Annotated in this window: 18 protein-coding genes and 3 riboswitches; of the genes, 8 read left to right on the top strand and 10 right to left on the bottom strand. The window is 70.1% G+C overall.

The window, feature by feature from the left end; all coding sequences use genetic code 11:
- From HGG74_RS07060 to HGG74_RS07095, 8 genes are all read right to left on the bottom strand, one after another.
- Positions 1-5,294: Ig-like domain-containing protein (locus HGG74_RS07060; RefSeq protein ID WP_168485663.1), on the bottom strand; the 5,294-nt coding region annotated here is incomplete at its 3' end.
- Positions 5,295-5,492: 198 nt separating this feature from the next.
- Positions 5,493-5,993, bottom strand: coding sequence for a CoA-binding protein (locus tag HGG74_RS07065; RefSeq protein WP_168485664.1), 501 nt, complete (start codon positions 5,991-5,993; stop codon positions 5,493-5,495).
- Positions 5,990-7,468 carry an O-acetylhomoserine aminocarboxypropyltransferase/cysteine synthase family protein gene (locus HGG74_RS07070; protein WP_168485665.1) on the bottom strand — a complete coding sequence of 493 codons (1,479 nt, stop codon included), beginning with the start codon at positions 7,466-7,468 and terminating at the stop codon, positions 5,990-5,992. The genes HGG74_RS07065 and HGG74_RS07070 overlap by 4 nt, the downstream gene beginning before the upstream one ends.
- On the bottom strand, positions 7,465-8,607 hold the full coding sequence (gene sfnG / locus HGG74_RS07075; RefSeq protein ID WP_168485666.1) for a dimethylsulfone monooxygenase SfnG: 1,143 nt from the start codon (positions 8,605-8,607) through the stop codon (positions 7,465-7,467). The genes HGG74_RS07070 and sfnG overlap by 4 nt, the downstream gene beginning before the upstream one ends.
- A 96-nt stretch (positions 8,608-8,703) precedes the next feature.
- Positions 8,704-8,798, bottom strand: a riboswitch (SAM riboswitch).
- A 121-nt stretch (positions 8,799-8,919) separates the two neighbouring features.
- A complete protein-coding gene (gene acs / locus HGG74_RS07080) occupies positions 8,920-10,905 on the bottom strand; it encodes an acetate--CoA ligase (RefSeq protein ID WP_205761529.1) in 1,986 nt (661 codons plus the stop codon).
- On the bottom strand, positions 10,896-11,726 hold the full coding sequence (locus HGG74_RS07085; protein ID WP_168485668.1) for an ABC transporter permease: 831 nt from the start codon (positions 11,724-11,726) through the stop codon (positions 10,896-10,898). Before HGG74_RS07085 ends, acs begins: the two co-directional genes overlap by 10 nt.
- Positions 11,726-12,775, bottom strand: coding sequence for an aliphatic sulfonate ABC transporter substrate-binding protein (locus tag HGG74_RS07090; protein WP_168485669.1), 1,050 nt, complete (start codon positions 12,773-12,775; stop codon positions 11,726-11,728). Before HGG74_RS07090 ends, HGG74_RS07085 begins: the two co-directional genes overlap by 1 nt.
- A gap of 94 nt (positions 12,776-12,869) precedes the next feature.
- Complete coding sequence (locus HGG74_RS07095) at positions 12,870-13,706, bottom strand: ABC transporter ATP-binding protein (RefSeq protein ID WP_168485670.1); 837 nt, start codon at positions 13,704-13,706, stop codon at positions 12,870-12,872.
- A 6-nt stretch (positions 13,707-13,712) separates the two neighbouring features.
- Positions 13,713-13,807, bottom strand: a riboswitch (SAM riboswitch).
- A gap of 129 nt (positions 13,808-13,936) precedes the next feature.
- On the opposite strand from HGG74_RS07095, the gene HGG74_RS07100 reads away from it, so the two are divergent.
- Together HGG74_RS07100 and HGG74_RS07105 are read left to right on the top strand one after the other, a co-directional pair.
- A complete protein-coding gene (locus HGG74_RS07100) occupies positions 13,937-14,350 on the top strand; it encodes a CoA-binding protein (RefSeq protein WP_168485671.1) in 414 nt (137 codons plus the stop codon).
- A gap of 75 nt (positions 14,351-14,425) precedes the next feature.
- A riboswitch (SAM riboswitch) is annotated at positions 14,426-14,521 on the top strand.
- A gap of 94 nt (positions 14,522-14,615) precedes the next feature.
- Positions 14,616-16,019, top strand: a complete 1,404-nt coding sequence (locus tag HGG74_RS07105; RefSeq protein ID WP_168485672.1) for an LLM class flavin-dependent oxidoreductase — start codon at positions 14,616-14,618, stop codon at positions 16,017-16,019.
- Between the two features lie 35 nt (positions 16,020-16,054).
- Here the strand turns inward: HGG74_RS07105 and HGG74_RS07110 are convergent, their stop codons facing one another.
- Together HGG74_RS07110 and HGG74_RS07115 are read right to left on the bottom strand one after the other, a co-directional pair.
- Positions 16,055-16,906: a DUF1206 domain-containing protein gene (locus tag HGG74_RS07110; protein ID WP_312856775.1), complete on the bottom strand. Its 852-nt coding sequence runs from the start codon at positions 16,904-16,906 to the stop codon at positions 16,055-16,057.
- A gap of 6 nt (positions 16,907-16,912) precedes the next feature.
- Positions 16,913-17,149 carry a DUF6480 family protein gene (locus HGG74_RS07115; protein ID WP_168485673.1) on the bottom strand — a complete coding sequence of 79 codons (237 nt, stop codon included), beginning with the start codon at positions 17,147-17,149 and terminating at the stop codon, positions 16,913-16,915.
- Between the two features lie 132 nt (positions 17,150-17,281).
- Between HGG74_RS07115 and HGG74_RS07120 the strand changes: the two genes are divergently transcribed.
- Genes HGG74_RS07120 through HGG74_RS07145 form a run of 6 tightly spaced genes read left to right on the top strand, consistent with a single transcriptional unit; the run spans position 17,282 to position 21,225 of the window.
- Positions 17,282-17,734: a hypothetical protein gene (locus tag HGG74_RS07120; RefSeq protein WP_168485674.1), complete on the top strand. Its 453-nt coding sequence runs from the start codon at positions 17,282-17,284 to the stop codon at positions 17,732-17,734.
- A gap of 10 nt (positions 17,735-17,744) precedes the next feature.
- The gene (locus HGG74_RS07125; protein ID WP_168485675.1) at positions 17,745-19,229 is read left to right on the top strand and encodes an SDR family oxidoreductase; all 1,485 of its coding nucleotides are present in this window, start codon (positions 17,745-17,747) and stop codon (positions 19,227-19,229) included.
- Positions 19,230-19,260: 31 nt separating this feature from the next.
- On the top strand, positions 19,261-19,653 hold the full coding sequence (locus HGG74_RS07130) for an MmcQ/YjbR family DNA-binding protein (protein WP_168485676.1): 393 nt from the start codon (positions 19,261-19,263) through the stop codon (positions 19,651-19,653).
- Positions 19,650-20,366: a tetratricopeptide repeat protein gene (locus HGG74_RS22110; protein WP_168485677.1), complete on the top strand. Its 717-nt coding sequence runs from the start codon at positions 19,650-19,652 to the stop codon at positions 20,364-20,366. Before HGG74_RS07130 ends, HGG74_RS22110 begins: the two co-directional genes overlap by 4 nt.
- Complete coding sequence (locus HGG74_RS21905) at positions 20,363-20,908, top strand: DUF1990 domain-containing protein (RefSeq protein WP_168485678.1); 546 nt, start codon at positions 20,363-20,365, stop codon at positions 20,906-20,908. The genes HGG74_RS22110 and HGG74_RS21905 overlap by 4 nt, the downstream gene beginning before the upstream one ends.
- Entirely contained in the window at positions 20,905-21,225 is a 321-nt protein-coding gene (locus HGG74_RS07145; RefSeq protein ID WP_168485679.1) for a putative quinol monooxygenase, read from the top strand. Before HGG74_RS21905 ends, HGG74_RS07145 begins: the two co-directional genes overlap by 4 nt.
- The last annotated feature ends 90 nt before the right edge of the window (positions 21,226-21,315 follow it).

Here is a 21,315-nt window from a genome sequence, read left to right on the forward strand (position 1 = left end):
AGCGGGTTGCCGGTGGTGTCGCTGACGCCTTCGGCCAGCCGCACGGTGTAGCGGGTGTCCACGGCCAGGTTGGCGTTCGGGTTCAGCACCGCGGTGCGGGTGGCGGCGTTGTAGCTGACCGCCGCCGGCACGGTGGTGCCGTCGGGAGCGGTCAGGCTCAGCGTGGCCGCGCTGACGCCGGTGACGGCCTCGCTGAAGCCGACGGTGATGCTGCCGTTGGCGGCCACGCCGGCGGCATCCGCTGCCGGTGCCCGGCTGGTCAGTTCCGGCCCGGACTCGGTGGTGAAGGACCACTGCGAGGCGGCCAGTTCCTTGCCCTGCAGGTCCCGGATGCCGGCAGCCAGCGCCACGGTGTAGCGGGTGCCGACGGCCAGGTTGGCCTGCGGGTCCAAGGTGGCGGTCCGGCTGACCGGGTCGTAGCTGACCGCGGCCGGCACGGTGGCGCCGTCGGGAGCGGCCAGGCTCAGCGTGGCCGCGCTGACGCCGGTGACGGCCTCGCTGAAGCCGACGGTGATGCTGCCGTTGGCGGCCACGCCGGCGGCATCCGCGGCCGGGACTTGCCTGGCCACCGCCGGGGCGGGCCCGGTGGTGGTGAAGCTCCAGCTGGTGGCCGCCAGGGGCTTGCCCTGCAGATCCTCGATGCCGGTCAGTTCCACCGTGTACAGCGTGTCCGCGGCCAGTGCGGCGTCGGGATCCAGCGTGGCCGTGTTCGTGGCCTCGTCCCAGGTCACCGCGGCGGCCACCGGGGTGCCGCCGGCCGGGGTGAGTGTCATGGTGGTCGTGCCAACGCCGCTGACCGCTTCACTGAAGGTGGCCGTCACGTTGGTGTCGGCAGCGATCTCCGCGGCCCCGTCACCGGGGGTCCGCAGCGCCACCTCCGGCGCGGGGCCTTCGGTGACGAAGCTCCAGCTGGTCTGCTCCAGCGGCAGGCCGGCCGCGTCCCGGATGGTGTCGCCCAGCTCCACGATGTACACCGTCTCCGGCTCCAGGTCCTCGGCCGGGTCCAGCTTCGCGGTGCGGGTGGCCTCGTCCCAGGACACGGTGGCCGGCACGAAGGCTCCGTTCCAGGCGGTGATCAGCAGCATCGAGGCCTCGTCGACCCCGGTGACCGGTTCGCTGAAGGTGACCTTGATGTCCTCGGTGACCGGAACCTCGGCGGCATTGGCCTGCGGTTCCCGGTCGGTGACCGCCGGGGCCGCCACGTCCAGCCCGTCGATGTCCACGGTCTGGTCCGCGAAGCGCAGCCGCTCGATGTTGGTCAGCCGGTCCGTGCCGTCCTCGCCGGTCTCGTTGGCCTCTTCGCCGTCGTCATCCCCGCCGCCTCCGGCGGGACCGCCGACATGGGTCACGGTGGTGACGCCGTCAACGGTGCTGATGTCGTATTCGTCGCGGGGGCCGGAGAAGCTGGCGGTGTCGATGTCCGACTCCGCTGCCGTGTCCAGGATCTCGCGCACGATGACCACGTTGGCCGGGTCGATCTTGCCGGCCAGCAGGTCCGCCTGAAGCTCCTTCAGCGAAGTGGCGCTGCGGGTCTCGGTGGCCGGATCCGCCGGGTCCGTGCGGACGCTCAGGCGGACGTTGAGCCACTTGTCGCCGTCGATGATGTCGTCGGCGCCGTTGCCCCAGATCTCGTCCGAGCCGGAACCGCCGATGATGATGTCGCCGGCCCCGAACTCCGTGGCGCCCTCGGGCAGCAGGTCCGCCAGGCCCTTGATCCGCTTGATGCCTTCGGCGTCGAGCACGTTGGTCAGGCCGGGCACGTTGACCTCGTCCTCGGCCGGATCGGCCGGGGCGTTGTCGTCGCCGCGCAGGACGTCGTCCTTGTCCCAGCCGGAGAGGCCTTCGACCAGTAGGAACCGGTCCCGCACGGCATCCGGGCCGTCCACGACCAGCATGCGCATGTCCGAATTCCCCGCTTCCGCGGAGCGGGCGTGGGTGACCCAGTCGAAGCCGTAGACGCCGTGGTTGCGCTCGACGCCGGGGCCGGCGACCAGGATGTCGTCGCCGCCTTCGGCATCGTAGTCGTCCTCGCCGCTGTCACCGATCAGCACGTCGTGGCCGGGGTCGTTCAGGTCGTCGAAGAACGGCGCTCCGCTGTCGCCCTGGAGCAGGTCGTTGGAGTTGCCGCCCTCCTGCCAGTCGTCGCCGCCGCCGCCGAAGACGGTGTCCGGGCCGTCGCCGGCGATGACCAGGTCGTTGCCTTCGCCGGCGAAGTGCTCGTTGGCGTTCAGGCCGCCGTTGGAGAAGTCGTCGCCGGAGCCGGAGATGACCAGGTCCAGCCCGGGGCCGGCGTCGATGGCATCGTTGCCCGGCCCGCCCTTGAGCACGTCGTCCCCGGCGGAGTCGGTGATCCGGTCGTTGCCCTCGCCGCCGAGCGCGGTGTCGGCGCCGTCGCTGCCTTCGATCACGTCGCCGCCTTCGTTGCCCCAGAAGGTGTCGTTGTCGACGCCGCCCCAGACCTTGTCCGCGCCGGCGGTTCCGTTGTAGGTGGCCTGGGCATTCAGGCCCGGCCGGTCCACGGTGTTGGAGACCCGGTAGCGGATCGTGCCGTCGGCCATCCGCAGCAGCAGCTTCGATTCGTCGCAGGCCGACGCCGGGTCGTCCAGGACGTTGTTGCCGCTGCCGGCGGTGATGTTGCCCAGCTCGAACTCGCAGTCGGCGGTGCCGAAGACGTCCGCCTTCAGCGCCACCGCGCTGGTGTTGCGCATGACCAGCTCCGCCATCGAGTTGCCTTCCAGCTGCGTGAGCAGGTTCAGGCCCGCGGTGCGCGAGAGGTAGTACAGCCGGTCCCCGTCCTGCAGGTCCGTCAGCTGCCGCTCGAAGATGTAGTTGAAGGTGCTGCCCAGCAGGCCGCCGAAGAGGTTCTGCGCCTCGGCCAGCCCGCCGGTCCACAGGTCGATCTTGTCCACGCCGGTGGCGGACCTGCCGTCCTCGGTGGCCCACTCGGTCTCCGGGGCGCTGTTGACGAAGCTGTAGGCATCCGCCGGGGTGTCCGGGTTGTTCACGTCCATGTCGAACAGCAGCTGCGCCGCGGCCCGCTTGTCCTTGATGCTGGTGGCCCCGGTGATGCTCGGGTGCGTGCCGTAGGCGGCCATGAAGTTCACCACGGACTCGGGGTGCTTGAGCGCCTGGCCGAAGTCCACCCAGCTGGAGTACGGCTTCAGCGAGGACTCATTGGTCTTCCGGTACAGGTCCTTGCGGAAGTTATTCAGCGTCGGCACGCCGGTGTCGCGGCCGCGGGCGATGTTCAGCGCCGCCAGGTCCAGCGGCAGGCCGAGCACATTGTTGCGCAGCGTGTCGGTGACGAACTCGTCAATCTCGGCGCCGACCTGGTCGGTCATGCCCATGGCGATGGTGCCGGCGGCTTCCTCCGGGGTCAGCGGGCTGCCGCCGCCGTCATAGTAGGCCGGCGGGTTCAGGAAGGCGTGCAGCAGCGGCATGCCGATGTCGGTGCCGCTGTTGGTCTTCCGGTCCACCCGGTCGGTGAGCATCGAGTGGCCGAAGCGGTAGGTCGCATGGGCGAACTCGGCCAGGACTGCCGGGTTGGTGCCGGTGTCGGACTGGGTGGCCGGGTTGAACAGGTTGATGCCCGGCTGGATCTTGCGTGCAAAGTCCTCGAAGACAATGTGCTGGTATTCCATCTCGGTGACGAAGCGGGCGGCCTGGAAGAGGCGCTCGCCGTTCCACTCGCCGTTGCCCAGCTTCCACTCGTGCAGGTCCAGGTTCAGGTGCGTCAGCAGGTCCTGCATGTAGTCCACCAGACGGTTGTGCTCCGAGTGGAAGATCTGGTGGACGGCGGTCAGGCCGATGTTCTCGTTGACCCGGCCGTCCCCGGCGACGAAGTGCGCATCGAGCATTTCGTTGTCATAGGTGCCCGCCTGCTGCGGTCCTGCTTGTCCGGTGATGCCGGCGTCGCCGTCCGGCGCCAGCGGCGCGCCGGTGCGGGAGCTGAACGGCACGGCCCAGTGAGAGATGTCGTCCAGGAAGGCGATGCCGATCCGCTGCACGTCCGCGGGCGGAGCCACCGGATTGGCCAGGTTGCCCTCGACGAGCCGGTTGTCCTTGGTCACGTACTGCGGCAGTCCGTTGGGCCCGCGCAGGAAGCGCCCGTACTGGTCGGTGGCGAGCATGGGGATGTTGGCCACGTCGGTATCGGACAGCAGCAGGCCGAGCTTGGACGCTGCCTGCTCCTTGAGGTCCTTCCAGGTGGCCATGCCACCCTGGGTGCCGTTGGGCGTGCCTTCGCTCAGCCTGCCGGTGGAGACCGGCTTGCCCTCGCCGTTGAGCTCGTACTCGCGCAGGAAGACCTGGTGCGAGGAGTGCGAGGAGTAGGTCTGGCTCTGGTCCACCCATGGGGAGTCCGTGTTGGTGCCGTCCGGGACGTCGTCGCTGGTGCCGATCTTGCCGTCCGGTCCGGGCTGGTTCTCGGCCCGGTTCAGCACCATGAAGCGCTGGTTGGGCGGCACCTTGCCCTCCGCCACCAGCGGATCGTCGGCGGCCAGCGGCATGATGACCATGTTCTTGGTCTTCTTGGTGAAGTCGATGCCGTGGTCGAAGAACTGGCCGAAGAGCGCGAAGAAGCCGTTGTACGGCGGGGAGAGGCCGAAGTCCGTGGTGATGTTCGGAATGTCCAGGGTCTCGCCCTCGGGCACGCACCGGTCGGTGGCCGGATCCTGCCCCTCGGCGCAGGGCACCGCGGTGGGCCCGTCGTTGACCGTGCGGTGCGCGTTGCCGGCGGCGGCGACGGCGGCCGGGTTGGAGGCGGTCTGGTCCACGATCACGTTGCTGATGAACCGCGGTTCGGCGTCGGTCAGGGTGGCGTTGACCGATCCGTAGTTCTGCCCGCCGGCGGTGGTGCGCCACTGCGGGTCGGCCAGCCGCGGGAAGGGCAGGCTCGCGGCGCCGTAGTGCTCCTGGCCGGGCACCAGGTTGTTCTCCGAACCGTCCACGGTGCGCAGCCCGTAGGGCAGCAGCGGGTTGGCGATCTGGTTTGGGCCGTTGCCGAGCAGCGGCTGGCCGGGCACCGGGTTGCCCTGGGCATCTTCCTTGGTCGCGTGGTTCTCGGCGATCTTGATCTGCTTGAGGATGAAGCGCATGTCCCCGGCGTTCAGGGTCAGGCCGTGGCCCACCGGTGCGGCCAGGGCCGCCGGGGCCAGCGTGGTCGGCAGGACGCCGGCGCCCAGGACCAGGGCGGTCAGCCCGGCGGTGACCCTGCGCGCGAGGGACGGTTTTCCGCCGCGGTCCGGCGGTGGAGTGTTGGGCGGCTTTGGGTTCCGGGCAGGGTGCAGCGACATTGGTTTCCCCCCTTAGTCGAGTGAATCGGCTAACCTCAGGGTCGCGACCGGACCTTGGGTATTTCTTGGGAGGAGTGCGCAGGGCCGCCGGGGGCGGGCAGCAGCGCCCGGCGCCTGAACGGCGGGCCGCAAAAAAAGCCGCCAGGCTCCGGCGGAACCTGGCGGCTTTGTGCCCTGCGGCGGGAGGTGGGTGCGCCCCTAGGCGGTGAGCTGGCGCTTGGAGGAGATCACGCCGGTATCGAAGCCTGCCAGATGCAGGCCGCCGTGGAAGCGGGCATGCTCGATCTTCACGCAGCGGTCCATGACCACGTTGAGCCCGGCCGCCTCGGCCTTGGCCGCGACCTCCTCGTGCCAGGAGCCCAGCTGCAGCCAGATGGTCTTGGCGCCGACGGCGATGGTCTCGTCCAGCACCCCGGGCAGGTCATCGTGCTTGCGGAACACATCGACCAGGTCCGGGACCTCGGGCAGGGCCGCCAGCGAGGGGTACACCGGCTGGCCCAGGATCTCCTTGGCCACCGGGTTCACGAAGTAGACCTTGTAGGGCGAGGAGGACAGCAGGTAGGTCGCCACGAAGTAGGAGGCCCGGCTCGGCTTGTCCGAGGCGCCCACGATCGCGATGGACTTCGTGTTGCGCAGGATGTTCAGCCGCTCCGGGGCGGAGGGGCCTTCCCAGGTGCGCTCGGCAGTGGCGGTGCTCACTTGGCGGCTCCTTCTTCCTCGGCCTCGACCAGTTCCTCCACGGACTCGACCACCCGGGTGCCCGGCTCGGTGTGCGTGGCGCGGACTGCCGGCAGCATGCAGGCCTCGCCGTCGTAAGTGGGGGAGGCGAACTCGCTGGGCGCGAAGACATGCTCCTCGTGGGTGCGGTCCGGGCCGTGCTCGGCGCCGGCCCGCTGCGAGGCGGCCAGGGCCTGGTCCAGGTCCCAGATGATGTCGTCGATGTCCTCCAGGCCCACGGAAATGCGGATCAGGTCCTCCGGCACGCCGGCGGCCTCCAGCTGGTCGGCGGAGAGCTGCTGGTGCGTGGTGGAGCCCGGGTGCAGCACCAGCGTGCGGGCGTCGCCGATGTTGGCCAGGTGGGAGGCCAGCTGCAGCGCCTCGATGAACTTCTGCCCGGCCGCGCGGCCGCCCTTGACCCCGAAGGAGAAGACCGAGCCCACGCCCAGGGGCAGCAGGTCCCGGGCCCGTTCATGGTGCGGGTGGCCCGGCAGGCCGGCGTAGTTCACGTAGGTGACGCGCTCGTCCGCGGCGAGCCATTCGGCCACCTGCTGCGCGTTGGCCAGGTGGTTGTCCATCCGCTGGGCCAGGGTTTCCACGCCCTGGAGCAGCTGGAAGGCGGACTGGGCCGGCAGCGCCGGGCCGATGTCGCGCAGCTGCTCGGAGCGCAGCTTGGTCAGGAAGCCGTACTCGCCGAAGTTGCCCCACCAGGACACGTTGCCGTAGGAGGGGACCGGCTCGGTCATCTGCGGGAACTTGCCGTTGCCCCAGTTGAAGCGGCCGGACTCGACGACGACGCCGCCGAGCGTGGTGCCGTGCCCGCCGAGGAACTTGGTGGCGGAGTGGATCACAATGTCCGCGCCGTGTTCGATCGGCCGGAGCAGGTACGGCGGAGTCAGGGTCGAATCGACCACCAGCGGAAGGCCGGCGTCGTGCGCCACCGTGGCCAGGCCCTTCAGGTCGGCGATGTCGCCGGACGGGTTGGCCACCACCTCGGTGTAGACCGCCTTGGTGTTCGGCCGGATCGCGGCGGCGAACTCGGCCGGGTCGGTGCTGTCGACGAACGTGGTCTCCACCCCGAACCGGCGCAGCGTGACGTCCAGCTGGGTGACCGTGCCGCCGTAGAGCTTGGCGGAGGCCACGATGTGGTCCCCGGCCCCGGTCAGCGCGGCGAAGGTGATGAACTCGGCGGCCATGCCCGAGGCCGTGGCCACCGCGCCGATGCCGCCCTCAAGCGAGGCGATCCGCTCCTCGAACGCGGCCACCGTGGGGTTGCCGATGCGGGAGTAGATGTTCCCGTACTTCTGCAGCGCGAAGAGGTTGGCGGCGTCGTCGGTGTCCTTGAAGACGAAGGACGTGCTCTGGTAGATCGGCACGGCGCGGGCGCCGTGCTCGGCATCGGGGGTCCCGCCGGCGTGCAGGGCACGGGTGCGGAAACCGAATTTGCGTTCGCTCACTTAACTCCAACCAATTCGACGTCGTTCTTGCGCGCGAGGTCTGCCTCCAGTTCGCGCACGATCGGCAGCACGTCCCGGCCGAACGCCTCCACTTCCTCCTGGAAGTGCAGGTAGCAGGTCAGGAACAGGTTCACGCCGATCTTCTTGTACTCCACAATACGTTCGGCGATCTGCTCGGGCGTACCAATGAGTCCTGTTTTGAAGCCGTCGTTGTACTGGACGAGGTCCTCGAAGGTGGAATCGGCCCACATGCCCTTGCCGTCCTTGGTGGAAGGCCCGGCCTCCTGGACCGCGTCGCGGAAGCCCTCGACGGCGGGAACGTGCGCCTTGGCGACGATCTCGCGCAGGGTTTCCTTGGCTTCCTTCTCCGTGTCGCGGGCGATCACGAAGCCGTTGAGGCCAAAGCGCGGCTTCCGGCCGGCGGCCGCCGCCGAGGCCTGCACGCCGGCGATGTTCTCCTTGAAGCCCTCCAGGTCCTTGCCGTTGGAGAAGTACCAGTCGGCCACGCGGCCGGCGGTGGCCTGGGCGGCGGTGGAGTTGCCGCCGAAGAAGATCTCCGGGTGGGCGCGGCCGGGGATGTCCAGCGGCGCCGGGTTCAGGGTGAAGTCCTTGATGTTGTAGTACTTGCCGGACTGGGAATAGTTCTGCTCCGTCCACAGGCCGCGCAGCACCCGGATGAATTCCTCGGTGCGTACATAGCGCTCGTCGTGCTCGAGCCACTCCAGGCCGAAGTTGATGAATTCGTCCTTGAGCCAGCCGGAGACGATGTTGACCGCCGCGCGGCCGCCGGAGAGGTGGTCGGCGGTGATGATGAACTTGGCCAGCACGCCCGGGTGCCACATGCCCGGGTGGACCGCGGAGATCACGTTCAGCTTCTCCGTGGCGCCGAGCAGGGCCAGCGAGAAGCTGGTGGCCTCGTGCTGCTTGTCCGCGCCGTAGGAGGCGGCGTAGCGGGTCTGGGTCAGGGCGTACTCGAAGCCGGCGTCCTCGGCGATTCGGGCCAGCTTCTTGTTGTACTCGAAGTCCCAGCTGGTGCGCTGCTCGATGGTGGAGACCACGAGCCCGCCGGAGACGTTGGGGACCCAGTAGGCAAACTTCAGCGGGGTGGCAAGATCGGCGGTCTGGGGATTTGTGCTCATGTCGAATTCCTTGGTGGGGTGGCAGGGAATCCCGGGCAATGACGGCCGAAGGCGCCGGGGGCACGGCACCATCCGGACCAAAGATTGCTTGCGCTCTCTCCATCGCTTCTGGCGGTAGCACCTTTCCGGCGGGGCCCGGAGGGTTGCTGCGGCGTCACTGAGCCAGATCTCTCAGCCGCTCGGGATGGTCGCCAACATTGTGGCAAAGCCGGACGGTGCGGAGCAAGGACCAGGCCGCGAATGTTGCGCAGCATTGCGGCCGGGCGTGAACTTGCTGGAGCGCCGGCCCGCCGCCGCCGTCCGGCCGGACGCCTACCGGGTCTGGCAGATCTGCTGGATCTCGGCGATGCAGGGCTCGTTCTGCAGGCTGGTGGTGTCGCCCAGGGTGGTGCCCTCGAAGAGCTGGGTGAGCAGCCGCCGCATGATCTTGCCGGACCGGGTCTTGGGCACGTCCGGGACGAACACGATCTCGCGCGGCTTGGCGATCGGGCCGATCTGCCGGGCCACGTGCGCGCGCAGTTCCTCGGCCACGGCCGCAGCCTTCTCCCCGGCGGCGCCGATTAGGGACTTGTCCAGCGGGACCACGAACGCGGTGGCGGCGTGGCCGGTCTTGGCGTCGGACGTCGGGCACACCCCCGCCTCCACCACGGCCGGGTGCGAGACCAGCGCGGACTCGATCTCGATGGTGGACAGCCGGTGCCCGGAGATATTGATGACATCGTCCACGCGGCCGAGGATCCACACGTCCCCGTCCTCGTCGAAGCGGGCGCCGTCGCCGGCCAGGAACCAGCCCTGGTCCGCGTACTTGCGCCAGTAGGAGTCCAGGTAGCGCCGCGGGTTGCCCCAGACGGTGCGGGCCATCGCCGGGCCGGTCCGGGTGACCACGATGTAGCCCTGCACGTTGGCAGGCACGGTGCGGCCGGCGTCGTCGACAATGTCCACGGCCAGCCCCGGCAGCGGCCGGGTGGCGCAGCCGGGCTTGAACGCGGTGTCGCTCTGGCGCGGGGAGAGTACCGTCGCGCCGGTCTCGGACTGCCACCAGGTGTCCACCATCGGCACGCCGCCGGGGGTGTCCCGGCCCACCTGGGTGCGCAGCCACTTCCACGCCTCCGGATTCACCGCCTCGCCGACCGTGCCGCACAGGCGGATGGAGGAGAGGTCGTACTGGGCCGGGATGCCGTCCGGGAACCAGCCCATCAGCGAACGGACCAGGGTGGGGGCGGTGTAGTAGCTGGTGACCTTGTAGCGCTCGATCACCTCGAAGTGCCGGCCCGGGTGCGGGGTGTTCGGCGTGCCCTCGAAGATGACCTGGGTGACGCCGTTGGAGAGCGGGCCGTAGATCTCGTAGGTGTGCGCGGTGACCCAGGCCAGGTCGGCGGTGCACCAGTGCACGTCGTCGGCCCGCCGGGCCGGGTCCGGGTTGGAGAACAGGAACTCGTGGCTCCAGGAGGCCTGGGTCAGGTAGCCGCCGGAGGTGTGGACCAGGCCCTTAGGCTGGCCGGTGGTGCCGGAGGTGTACATGATGAACAGCGGGGTCTCGGCGTCGAACGCCTCCGGCACGTGCACGTCCGGGGCGGGGCCGACGACGTCGTCCCACCACACGTCGCGCCCCTCGACCCAGTCGATGTCCGTGTGCCCGGTGCGGTTGATGACCAGCACATGCTCGATGGCGTTGTCCCCGGCCACCGCCGCGTCGGCGTTGGCCTTGACCGGGACCGCCGCCCCGCGCCGGTACTGGCCGTCGGTGGTGACCAGCAGCTTCGCCCCGGTGTCCTCGACGCGGAATTTCAGCGCCTCGGCCGAGAAGCCGCCGAAGACCAGCGAGTGCACCGCGCCGATCCGGGCGCAGGCCAGCGTGATGACGACGGTTTCGACGATGACCGGCAGGTAGATGACCACGCGGTCGCCCTTGCCGATGCCCAGCGACTGCAGCGCATTGGCGGCCTTGGCCACTTCCTTCTGCAGCTGCGCGTAGGTGACGGCCCGGCGGTCGCCCGGCTCGCCCTCGAAGTACAGGGCCACCTTCTCCCCGCGGCCGGCCGCCACGTGCCGGTCCACGCAGTTCCAGGCCACGTTGAGCTTGCCGCCGGCGAACCACTCGATCTTCGGGATGGTGTACTCGGCGTCCTCGTCGGCAACGTCCGGCCCGGACAGGCGGCGGGCCGGCTCGAAGGTGTGCGCGGTGTGCCAGGGTTCGGCCCAGTCGAGCCGGCGTGCCGCCTCCTCCCAGAAGGCGATGCGTCCGGCGTCGCTGGCCGGCCCGGCCGGCAGGTCGGTGGTGAAGGTTTCTACGCCCATCGTTTTACAGCCCATTTCTCCGCGATCCCCAGGACCGCGTCGGTGATTTTGCCAATGACGGCCAGCAGGACGATCGCCAGCAGCAGGCGGTCGGTGCGGCCGTTGTTCTGTGAATCGGTCAGCAGGAAGCCCAGCCCCATGGAGGAGGCGATCAGTTCCGCCGCCACCAGGAACAGCCAGGCCTGTGCCAGGGCCAGCCGCAGCCCGGAGAAGACCGAGGGCACCACGGCCGGTAGTTGGACGGTGGTCAGCAGCTTCAGGCCCTTGAGCCCGAAGGCCCGGCCGGCTTCGACCAGGTTCTTGTCCACGTGGCGCAGGGCCAGCGAGACGGTGGTGAAGACCGGGAAGAAGGCGCCGATCATGATCAGGGTGACCTTGGAATCCTCGCCGATCTTCATCCACAGGATCAGCAGCGGAACCCAGGCCAGCGACGGCACGGCGCGCAGGGCGCCGATGGTGGGGGCCAGCAGCACATCGGCCACCTTGGAGAGTCCTACCAGCGCGCCGAAGGCCAGGCCCAGGGCGGCGCCGAAGGCGAAGCCGAGCAGCACGCGCTGGGTGGAGATGGCCACGTGCCGGGCCAGTTCCCCGCGCTGGAGCAGATCGACGGCGGCCTCGAACACCATGGCCGGCGGCGGCAGCTGGACCACGCTGAACAGGCCGGCGGCGGTGCTCAGCTGCCAGGCGAGGACGAGCGCCGCAGGCAGCAGCAGTCCAAGCAGCAGGCGGGCCCAGCCGGTGGCCAGGAGCGCAGACCGGCCGCTTGCCGGGGAGCGGTCCTGCGGGGCCCGGACCGGCGCCTGCTTGTCCAGATCCAGCATCAGGATTCCTTGATCGCTGCCGGGTCGGCAGCCTTCACCAGCGAGTCATCCAGCAGCGAGGCCAGAGCGTCGTCGACCTGCTGCTGGCTGGCCACGTCGCCGATTTCCACGAAGGTCGGGCCGATCTTCTCCAGCACCGCGCGCTGCTTGGCCCCCGGGGCGGGGTCCACGTCCAGGTTACTGCGCTCGAGGATGACGGTCTTGGCGACGTCGGGCTCCAGGCCCGCGGCGTCGGCGAGGATCTGCGCGGTCTCCTCCGGGTTGTCGGCAGCCCAGTCGCGGGCCTTCTCGTAGGCGTTGACGACCGTCTGGGCCAGCTCGGGCTGCTCGGCCAGGAAGGACTCGGTGGCGTTGAGGAAGCCGTAGGTGTTGAAGTCCAGGTTCCGGTAGAACAGCTTCGCGCCTTCCTTCTCGGCGCCGGCCATGATCGGGTCCAGACCCGCCCAGGCGTCCACCGAGCCGTTGTCCAGGGCGGCGCGGCCGTCGGCGTGCTGAAGGTTCTGCACGGTGACGTCACCGGTGTCCAGTCCGGCCTCGTCCAGCGACTGGACCAGGAAGAAGTAGGGGTCCGTGCCCTTGGTCGCGGCCACGGACTTGCCCTTGAGGTCCTGTACCGAGTCGATGTCCGAGTCCTTGCCGGTCACCAGGGCCGACCACTCCGGCTGCGAGTAGATGTCGATGGTCTTGATCGGCGAGCCGTTGGCGCGGGCCAGCAGGGCGGCCGAGCCGGCGGTGGAGCCGACGTCGATGGCGCCGGAGCGCAGCGCCTCGTTGGCCTTGTTGGAGCCGGCGGACTGGACCCAGTTGACCGTCACGCCCTGGTCCTTGAGAGTGGCCTCGAGCCAGCCCTTTTCCTTGATCACTAGGCTCAGCGGGTTGTAGGTGGCGAAGTCGATGTCCAGGGTCGCGGCCTCGGCGGCGTTGTCCGAGGCGCCACCGGCCGGGGCGTTCTCGCCCGCGGCGCAGCCGGCCAGGGCCAGGGTGGCGGAGATGGCCAGGGCTGCGGCCGGGAGGAACGAGCGGCGCGGGAAACGGCTGGAAATCGGCATGAATTGGTCCTTCGAACTGGGCGCGGCACAGGAGGAAGCACCGCGCGGAAACGGGGAGTACGTATGGGGGTGGGTGGGGGCAGCGGGGCCGGCGTCAGTGGCCGTCGACGCCGAGGCTTTCCAGCAGCGAGCTGCGCATTCGGGCCAGCTCGGCGGACCCGCGGTCGCGCGGCCGCGGCCCCGGCACCTCAACGGTCCGGATGATCGTGGCACCGTCGCCTTCCCGGCCGGGTTCCTTGCCCAGCACGATGATGCGGTCGGCCAGCTGCAGGGCTTCGTCGACGTCATGGGTCACCAGCAGCACGGTGGTCGGCTCGGCCCGATGGACATCCAGCAGCAGGTCCTGCATCTTGATCCGGGTCAGCGCGTCCAGTGCCCCGAACGGCTCGTCCAGCAGCAGCACCGCAGGGTTTCGGGCCAGCGCCCGGGCCAGAGAGGCGCGCTGGGCCATGCCGCCGGAGACCTCGCGGGGGCGGTGCTTGGCGAACTTGGCCAGGCCCACCAGCTCCAGCAGCCGGGCCACCTTGGCCTTGCCTTCGCGGGCGCTGGTGCCCTTGGGCAGGCCGATGGCGATGTTGGCCTGGAGCGTGTGCCACGGCAGCAGCCGCGGTTCCTGGAAAGCGACGGCGCAGCGGGAGTCGATGCCTGCCACGGGTGTTTCACCGATGGTGACCGACCCGGCACAGGGGGTGTCCAGTCCGGCGGTCGCCCGCAGCAGGGTGGATTTGCCGCAGCCGCTGGGGCCGAGGATGGCCAGCACCTCACCGGCCCGGACCTCAAAGTCCACGTCCCGCAGTACCGTGTGGGCGGAGGCACCGGTGCCGAAGGTGCGGCGCAGGCCCTGGAACGCGACCGGCAGGGCCGCGGAACCGGCGTCGCCGGGGCGGGCGCTGCGGGCCGGGGCGTGGCCGGGCGACAGTACTGCAGTCATGTGATCACTCCATCGGTCCTGGCAGTAGCACCCTTGCTCCCTGAAGGAGGGGGTTGCTGCGGCGTCACGGAGCCAGGTCTCTCAGCCGCTCGGGATGGTCCCTACCATCTAAACGGTGCCGCTTTGACCTGCGCAAACTTGCGTCACAAAGTGCGTAACAATCGGGAACGGGTGTAGAGGGCGCGCGCTGGTCTCCCGGCGGCCGCAGGTGCGAAGCGTAGGCTGGCCCCATGGCGCATCAGAATGATCCGGAAGTCATCCGCCGGCTGCTCTCGACGCCGGCGCGCTGGGCGGTCGTCGGGCTTTCTCCGCACCGCCGGGTCGCCATGGGGGTCTCCGACTACCTCCGGAAATCCCTGGACATGGAGATCATCCCGGTCAACCTGCCCGGCGACGACGTCCTGGGCCTGAAAGGCTACCGGCGGCTGGCCGACATCCCCGGCGGCATCGACGTCGTCGACTGCTTCGTGAACTCGCACAAGGTCGGGCCCGTGGTGGACCAGGCGATCGAGGCCGGCGCGAAGGCCGTCTGGCTGCAGCTGGGCGTCGTGGACGAGGCGGCGGCCCGGCGGGCCGCGGCGGCCGGACTCGACGTCGTGATGGACACCTGCCCTGCCATCGAGGCCCCGCGGCTGGGGCTCTGAGCCACCGGCCGCCGGGCGTTACCGCGTATGACGCCGATTTCCCCTCCGGGGCGCACCTGGTGTCCAATAGTGGGGTAACCATCCCGAGCGGCTGAGAGACCTGGCTCTGTGACGCCGCAGCAACCCCCTCCTTGAACGGAGCAAGGGTGCTACTGCCAGGACCGATGGAGAAGCAGAACTTTTCGTTGGTCGCCGCCGCACCTGGGTGCGCCGCGCGCCGGCCCGCGTGCAGGCTCTTCACGGTCGGATCAGGAGGAGTCTGACAATGACTGAAGCACCAGCCAAGCGCCACATCCGTTTCAACGCCTTCGACATGAACTGCGTCGGCCACCAGTCGCCGGGCCTGTGGCGGCACCCGCAGGACAAGTCCGCGGACTACAACACCATCGGCTACTGGACCCATCTGGCCCAGGTCCTGGAGAAGGGCCTGTTCGACGGGCTGTTCATCGCCGACGTACTGGGCACCTACGACGTCTTCGGCGGCACCAACGAGGTTCCCCTGCGCACCTCCGCCCAGGTCCCGGTCAACGATCCATTCCTGCTGGTCTCGGCCATGGCCGCGGTCACCGAGAACCTCGGCTTCGGCGTCACCGCCGGCACCGCCTACGAGCACCCGTACCCGTTCGCCCGCCGGCTGGCCACGCTGGACCACCTGACCAACGGCCGCGTCGGCTGGAACGTGGTCACCGGCTACCTGCCCTCGGCCGCGCGCAACATGGGCCAGGACGACCAGATGGAGCACGACGAGCGCTACAACCACGCGGATGAGTACATGGAGGTCATCTACAAGCTCCTCGAGGGCTCGTGGGAGGACGACGCCGTGGTCCGCGACCGCGAGCGCGGCATCTTCACCGACCCGGCCAAGGTCCACGAGATCCGCCACGAGGGCAAGTACTTCAAGGTCCCGGGCATTGCCATCACCGAGCCGAGCCCGCAGCGCACCCCGGTGATCTTCCAGGCCGGCGCCTCCAGGCGCGGGATGAAGTTCGCCGCGGAGAACGCCGAGGCCGTGTTCGTGACCTCGCCCACCAAGGAACTGCTCAAGGAGACCGTCGCCAAGATCCGCGACGCCGCCGAGGCCGCCGGCCGCGGCCGCTACGACGTGCGCATCTACGCGATGCAGACCGTCGTGACCGGCCCGGACAGCGCCACCGCCCAGGCCAAGTTCGAGGAGTACAAGTCCTACGCCGACCTCGACGGCGCCCTGGCCCTGATCTCCGGCTGGACGGGCATCGACATGTCCACCTACGGGCCGGACGACGTAATCGGCGAGAACGTCGAGTCCAACGCCATCCAGTCCTCGGTGGAGACCTTCCAGAAGGCCTCCGGCGACACCGGCAAGCCGTGGACCATCCGCCAGCTGGCCGAGTGGGTCGGCGTCGGCGGCTTCGGCCCGATCACCGTCGGCTCCGGCGCCGAGGTGGCGGCCAAGCTCGTCGAGTGGGTGGAGGAGACGGACGTGGACGGATTCAACCTGGCCTACGCCATCACTCCGGGCACCTTCGAGGACATTGTCGAGTTCGTGGTGCCCGAACTGCAGAAGCTGGACGCCTACCCGACCGAGTACGCGCCGGGCACGCTGCGGAACAAGCTGTTCGGCCGCGGCGACAAGCTGCCCGCCACGCACCGGGCCGCCAACTACCGGCTGGAAGCGCTCGCCGCCCTCTAATCGGGGTACTGCCGCAGGTTCAGGCCGCGGGTCCGCTACATCTTGGCGTAGCGGGCCCGCGCCGCCATGTACAGGCCGTAGCAGATCAGGCCCACGGCGACCACGATCAGCGCCGCGTCGCCGTAGGGCTGCTCCCGCAGCCCCTTGAGCGCCCCGTCTAGGCCGGTGGCCCGGGCCGGGTCGTGCCGGATGGCTGCCACCGCGAAGAGGATGCCCAGCACCGCCAGCGCCAGCCCCTTGCCGATGTAGCCGGCAGTGCCGGACCAGGTCACCGCCTGGCCCGCCCTGCCCGCCGGCAGGCTGCGCAGGTCCTCGAGGAATTTGCGCCGCACGCCCCTGAAGATGAAATAGGCTCCGGCGGCCACAATGCCGGCGCCGACCAGGAACAGCAGCACCGTCCCGCCCGGTGCCTGCATCAGGGCCGCGCTGGCATCCTGCGAGGACTCCCGGCTGCTGCTGCGCCCGCCCAGGGCGTAGACGCCGAAGGTGCCGGCCACGGCCGCATACACCACGGCCAGCCCGGCGGACTTGAGCCGGTACTTCAGCCGGTCCCGGTCCCGGAACCGCCTGCCGCCGAAGACAGCCTCGGCGACCTGCCACAGGGCTAGGGCCGCGGCACCGATGAACCCGGCCCACAGCAGTACCGCCCCGCCGGGCCTGGCGGCCAGCTGGGCGACGGCGCCGGTCTGGTCCGCTTCGCCGGATTTGCCCAGCGCCAGCTGCAGTGCGAGGGCGCCGATGAGCACGTGCAGCAGGCCGTTGGCGGCGAAGCCGAACCGGGCCACGGCCTCGAAGCTCCTGGACTGCGAGGCCTGCTCCGCAGCGCCGGCCACCTGCCGGGCCCCCCGTTTGGCCCGGTCTCCGGCCTGGTCCATGGCCCCGCTCACGGCTGCCTACCCGAACACCAGCGAGCCCGCGTAAACAAAGAACATCACGGCCACGATCAGGGCAAACCCGAGGATCAGCGACAGCCACAGCCAGGGTACCCAGCGTTTGGGCCCGCCCTCGTCATGGCCCTGGGTCATGCTGGTCTGCGCTTCGGCCGGAGGGGTTTCGCCGGGAGGCACGCCGCCGCCGGGCTCCAGGCCGGTGATGTTCTCCTCCAGGGGATCCGGATTCTGGCTGGTCATCGACGAACCTCCTGGCCGCGGCCGCTGGTCTTCCGGCAGGCAGGGACGCGGTGCCGGGATCCTGCTCCAGCCTAGGCAAATAATCAGCATGCTGTCTACTGCCGGCGCGCCGGCCCCGCTATCGTAAACGCCATGACGACGCCTGCCTTTGATGCTCCCGACGCGAACCACCGGCGCCCGGAAGGAACCACCGATGCGACGGTGAAGGCGCTGGGCAAGCTCTCGGAGGCCCTGGAAGTGGTCGAACATGCCCGCGGCTACCTGTACGGCTTCCACCGCCTGACCGGCACCGCCGACCTGGCCCTGGGGGAGGCGGCCGCGCTGCTCCGCGAAGCTGGCCACACCGGGCTGGCGGAGGCACTGGAGCAGGAGATCGTCGGGCGCAACGTGATCGAGGGCCGGTGGACGTTCCAGATTGTCGAGGACTACGACGACAACTACTACGGCCCGTTCAAGGAGATGGAGCAGCGTGCCCGCGACGAGCTGGTGGAGGGCAAGCGCCACCTCTACGAGGCCGAGATGAAGGAAGACCGGCGGTCCCGGGGACTGCGCCACCACGAGGCCCTGCCTCCGGAGACCCGGTAGGCGCCGTCCCGTGGCTGCGCGGAAACTGGTCCTGGTCACCGGCGCCACCGGCTACATCGGCGGACGCCTCGTCCCCCGGCTGCTGGCAGCCGGCTACGATGTGCGGGTCACCGCGCGCTCGCCGGCCAAGCTCCAGGCCGTCCCGTGGGCCGGCCAGGTCGGGATCGCCGCGGGGGACCTGGCCGACGAGCGCGCGGCGGCCGGTGCCTGCGAGGGCGTCGACACCGTGTTCTACCTGGTGCATTCGATGGGCTCCGGCGCCGGCTTCGAGGGCCGGGAACTGGCCATGGCCCGTACCCTGGCTGCCGCGGCGGCGCGGGCTGGCGTGCGCCGGATCGTCTACCTGGGCGGACTGCACCCGGAAGGCGTCCGGCTCTCCCGGCACATGCGCTCGCGCACCGCCGTCGGCCGGATACTGCTCGACGGCGAGGTGCCCGCCGTCGTCTACCAGGCCGGCGTCGTGATCGGTTCCGGCTCGGCCTCCTTCGAGATGATCCGGCACCTGACCGAGAACCTGCCCGTGATGCCGGCCCCGAGCTGGGTGCGGCGGCGGATCGAGCCGATCGCCGTGCGCGATGTGCTCCACTATCTGGTCCAGGCACCGCAGCTGCCCGAGGGGCTCAACCGGAGCTTCGACATCGGCTCGCGGGAAATCCTCACCTACGCCGGACTCATGTACGGCTATGCGCACGCGGCCGGGCTGGCCCACCGCTACATCTACGCGCTGCCGGTCCCGGCCCCGGCGCTGGCCGGCTGGTGGGTGGCCCTGACCACGCCGATCCCGCATTCCATGGCGGTGCCGCTGGTCGAATCGCTGCAGCATGATGCCGTGGCCGCCGAACACGACATCGACCGGTACGTGCCGCTGCCGCCCGGCGGGCTGACCGGCTACCGGAAGGCGGTGGAGCTGGCGCTGGGCAGGATCCGCAGTGGCGCGGTGGAGACCAGCTGGTCCAATGCCTCGCTGCGGCCGCCGTCGGATCCGCTGCCCAGCGACCCGGACTGGGCCGGGCGGACCGTCTACGTCGATGAGCGGCGGCGGGAAGGCACGGCGGCGCCGGAGCAGGTCTGGCGGGTCATCGAGGGGATCGGCGGGAAAAACGGCTGGTACTCGTGGCCGGCGGCCTGGGTGGCCAGGGGCCTGCTGGACAAGCTGGCCGGCGGCGCAGGGCACAACCGCGGCCGCCGGGACGGGGACCGGCTCGCCGTCGGCGACGCGGTGGACTGGTGGCGGGTGGAGCACATCGGCGGGTCCGGGAACGGCCAGGACGACGAAAAGGTGCTCCGGCTGCGGGCGGAGATGAAGGTGCCCGGCGATGCCTGGCTGGAACTGTCCGTCCTGCCGGCCGGATCCGGGACCGTCTACCGCCAGCGGGCCATCTACTTCCCCCGGGGACTGGCCGGCAAGGCCTACTGGTGGCTGGTCCTGCCCTTCCACGGCCTGATCTTTCCGTCCATGGCCCGGAACATCCTCCGGCAGGCGAAGCGGGTTTGAGTTCGGCGGCCCCGGGAGTAGGCTCGAGCCTGTGGACGGATCCGCCCTGCGCTCGTTCTGCCTCTCGCTGCCGGGAGCCTTCGAGGACTTCCCCTTCGGGCCGGACTTCTCGGTCTTCAAGGTCAGGGCCGGTGCCGGCCCGGCCCGCATGTTCGCGCTCTCCGACCTGGCCGCCGAGCCGCTGACCGTCAGCCTCAAGTGCGAGCCCGTCCTGGCCCGGCAGCTGCGCGCCGTCCATCCCGAAATCACCGGCGCCTGGCACCTGAACAAGACACACTGGAACGGGGTGCGCCTGGACGGGGCGCTGGCGGACTCGATGGTCCGCGACATGATCGAGGACTCCTACGACCTGGTGGTGGAGAGGCTGCCGCGGCAGGACCGCGAGGCGCTGGGCTGGCGGCGGCTGGCGGAGGAGGGCCGGTGATTCCCCAGGAACGGCTGGACGAACTGTGGGACTTCGCGGATCCGCAGGCCTCCGAGCAGCGCCTGAGGGAGGCGGACACCAACAGGTTCGCGCTGCCGGCGGACCGGCAGGAACTGGCCACCCAGATTGCCCGGGCGGTGGGGATGCAGGGCCGGCACAGCGAAGCGCTGGACATGCTCGAGCAGATCGAGGACCAGGAGCCGGTGGTCCGGGTCCGGGTGCTGCTCGAGCGCGGCCGGGTGCTGCACGCCAGCGGCAAGCCCGGCCAGGCGCTGCCGCTGTTCGAGGAAGCCGCCCGCCGGGCCGAGGACATCGGGCACCATTTCCTGGCCGTGGACAGCCTGCACATGGCGGCGGTGGCGGACCAGCGCCATGCCTGGGACCAGACGGCCCGGGCGCTGGCCATCCTGTACCGGTCGGAGGACGAGCGGGTGCACCGATGCGCCATCGACCTGTACACCAACCTGGGCTGGGTGATGATGGACAAGGGCGACTACCCGGGGGCCTACGAGCAGTTCCGGCTGGCCGAGGACGCCGCCCGGGCCCACGGCAGCGAGGACCAGGTGCACCGGGCGCGCTGGGCGGTGGCCCGCAGCCTGCGGGCGCTCGGGCGGCGCGAGGAAGCGCTGGCCATCCAGCGCCACCTGGCCGAGGCCCGGCCCGAGGACCCGGACGTGCAGGAGGAGCTGCAGCTGCTCCAGGACCATCCGTGAGGATCCCGCCCGGGGAGCTGACCTACGCCGCGCACGGCTGGACCCGGGAGCACCGCGCGCCGGAAGGCTACCGGGTGGCCCGGCACCGCATCGCCGTCGGCAGCGGGGAGCGGGCCTATGCCGGGCTGGCCGCCGGGATCATGGGCTGGCAGCTGCACCGGCTGGCCGGGCTGCGGGTGGACCCGGCGGCGCCGCGGGCCGCTGCGGGCGTGCGGATCACCGCCGGGTTCGGGGCCGGCCCGTTCAGGCTGCCGGTGCCCTGCGAGGTGGTCTGGGCCGAGGAGGACCAGGCATCCGCAGGGCGGCGCCGGACCGGCTTCGGCTACGGGACCCTGCCCGGCCATCCGGAAGCGGGGGAGGAGAGCTTCACGGCCGTGCTGGAACCGGACGGGACGGTCTGGTTCGAGCTCTTCGCCTTCAGCCGCCACGCCAACTGGTTCTACACCGCCGGAGCCCCGGTGGCCTCGGCCTGCCAGCGGCTGGTCACCCGCAGGTACCTGGCCGCCGCCCGGACGCTGGCATCTGGCAGGATGGAACCATGATTTTCATCGTGGTCAAATTCAAGGTCAAGCCCGAATACGCCGACGACTTCCCGCAGCTGGTGAAGGATTTCACCGAGGCCACCCGCGCCGAGCCCGGGAACCTCTGGTTCGACTGGTCGCGCAGCGTCGAGGACCCGCACGAGTACGTCCTGGTCGAGGCGTTCAAGGACGATGCGGGCGAGGTGCACGTGAACAGCGGGCACTTCAAAAAGGCCATCGCCGAGCAGCCGCAGTACCTGCAGGAAACCCCCCGGATCATCAGCCGGCAGATCGACGGCCAGGACTGGGACCGGATGGGCGAAATGACCGTCGCCTAGCGCTCCCGCCCCTCCCGGCTCTCCCGGTTCACGACGCAGAAGGTGCCCTTCCCAGGCCTGGGAGGGCACCTTCTGCGTCGTCGACGTGGG

The sequence above is a fragment of the Arthrobacter mobilis genome (assembly GCF_012395835.1).
Lineage (GTDB): Bacteria > Actinomycetota > Actinomycetes > Actinomycetales > Micrococcaceae > Crystallibacter > Crystallibacter mobilis.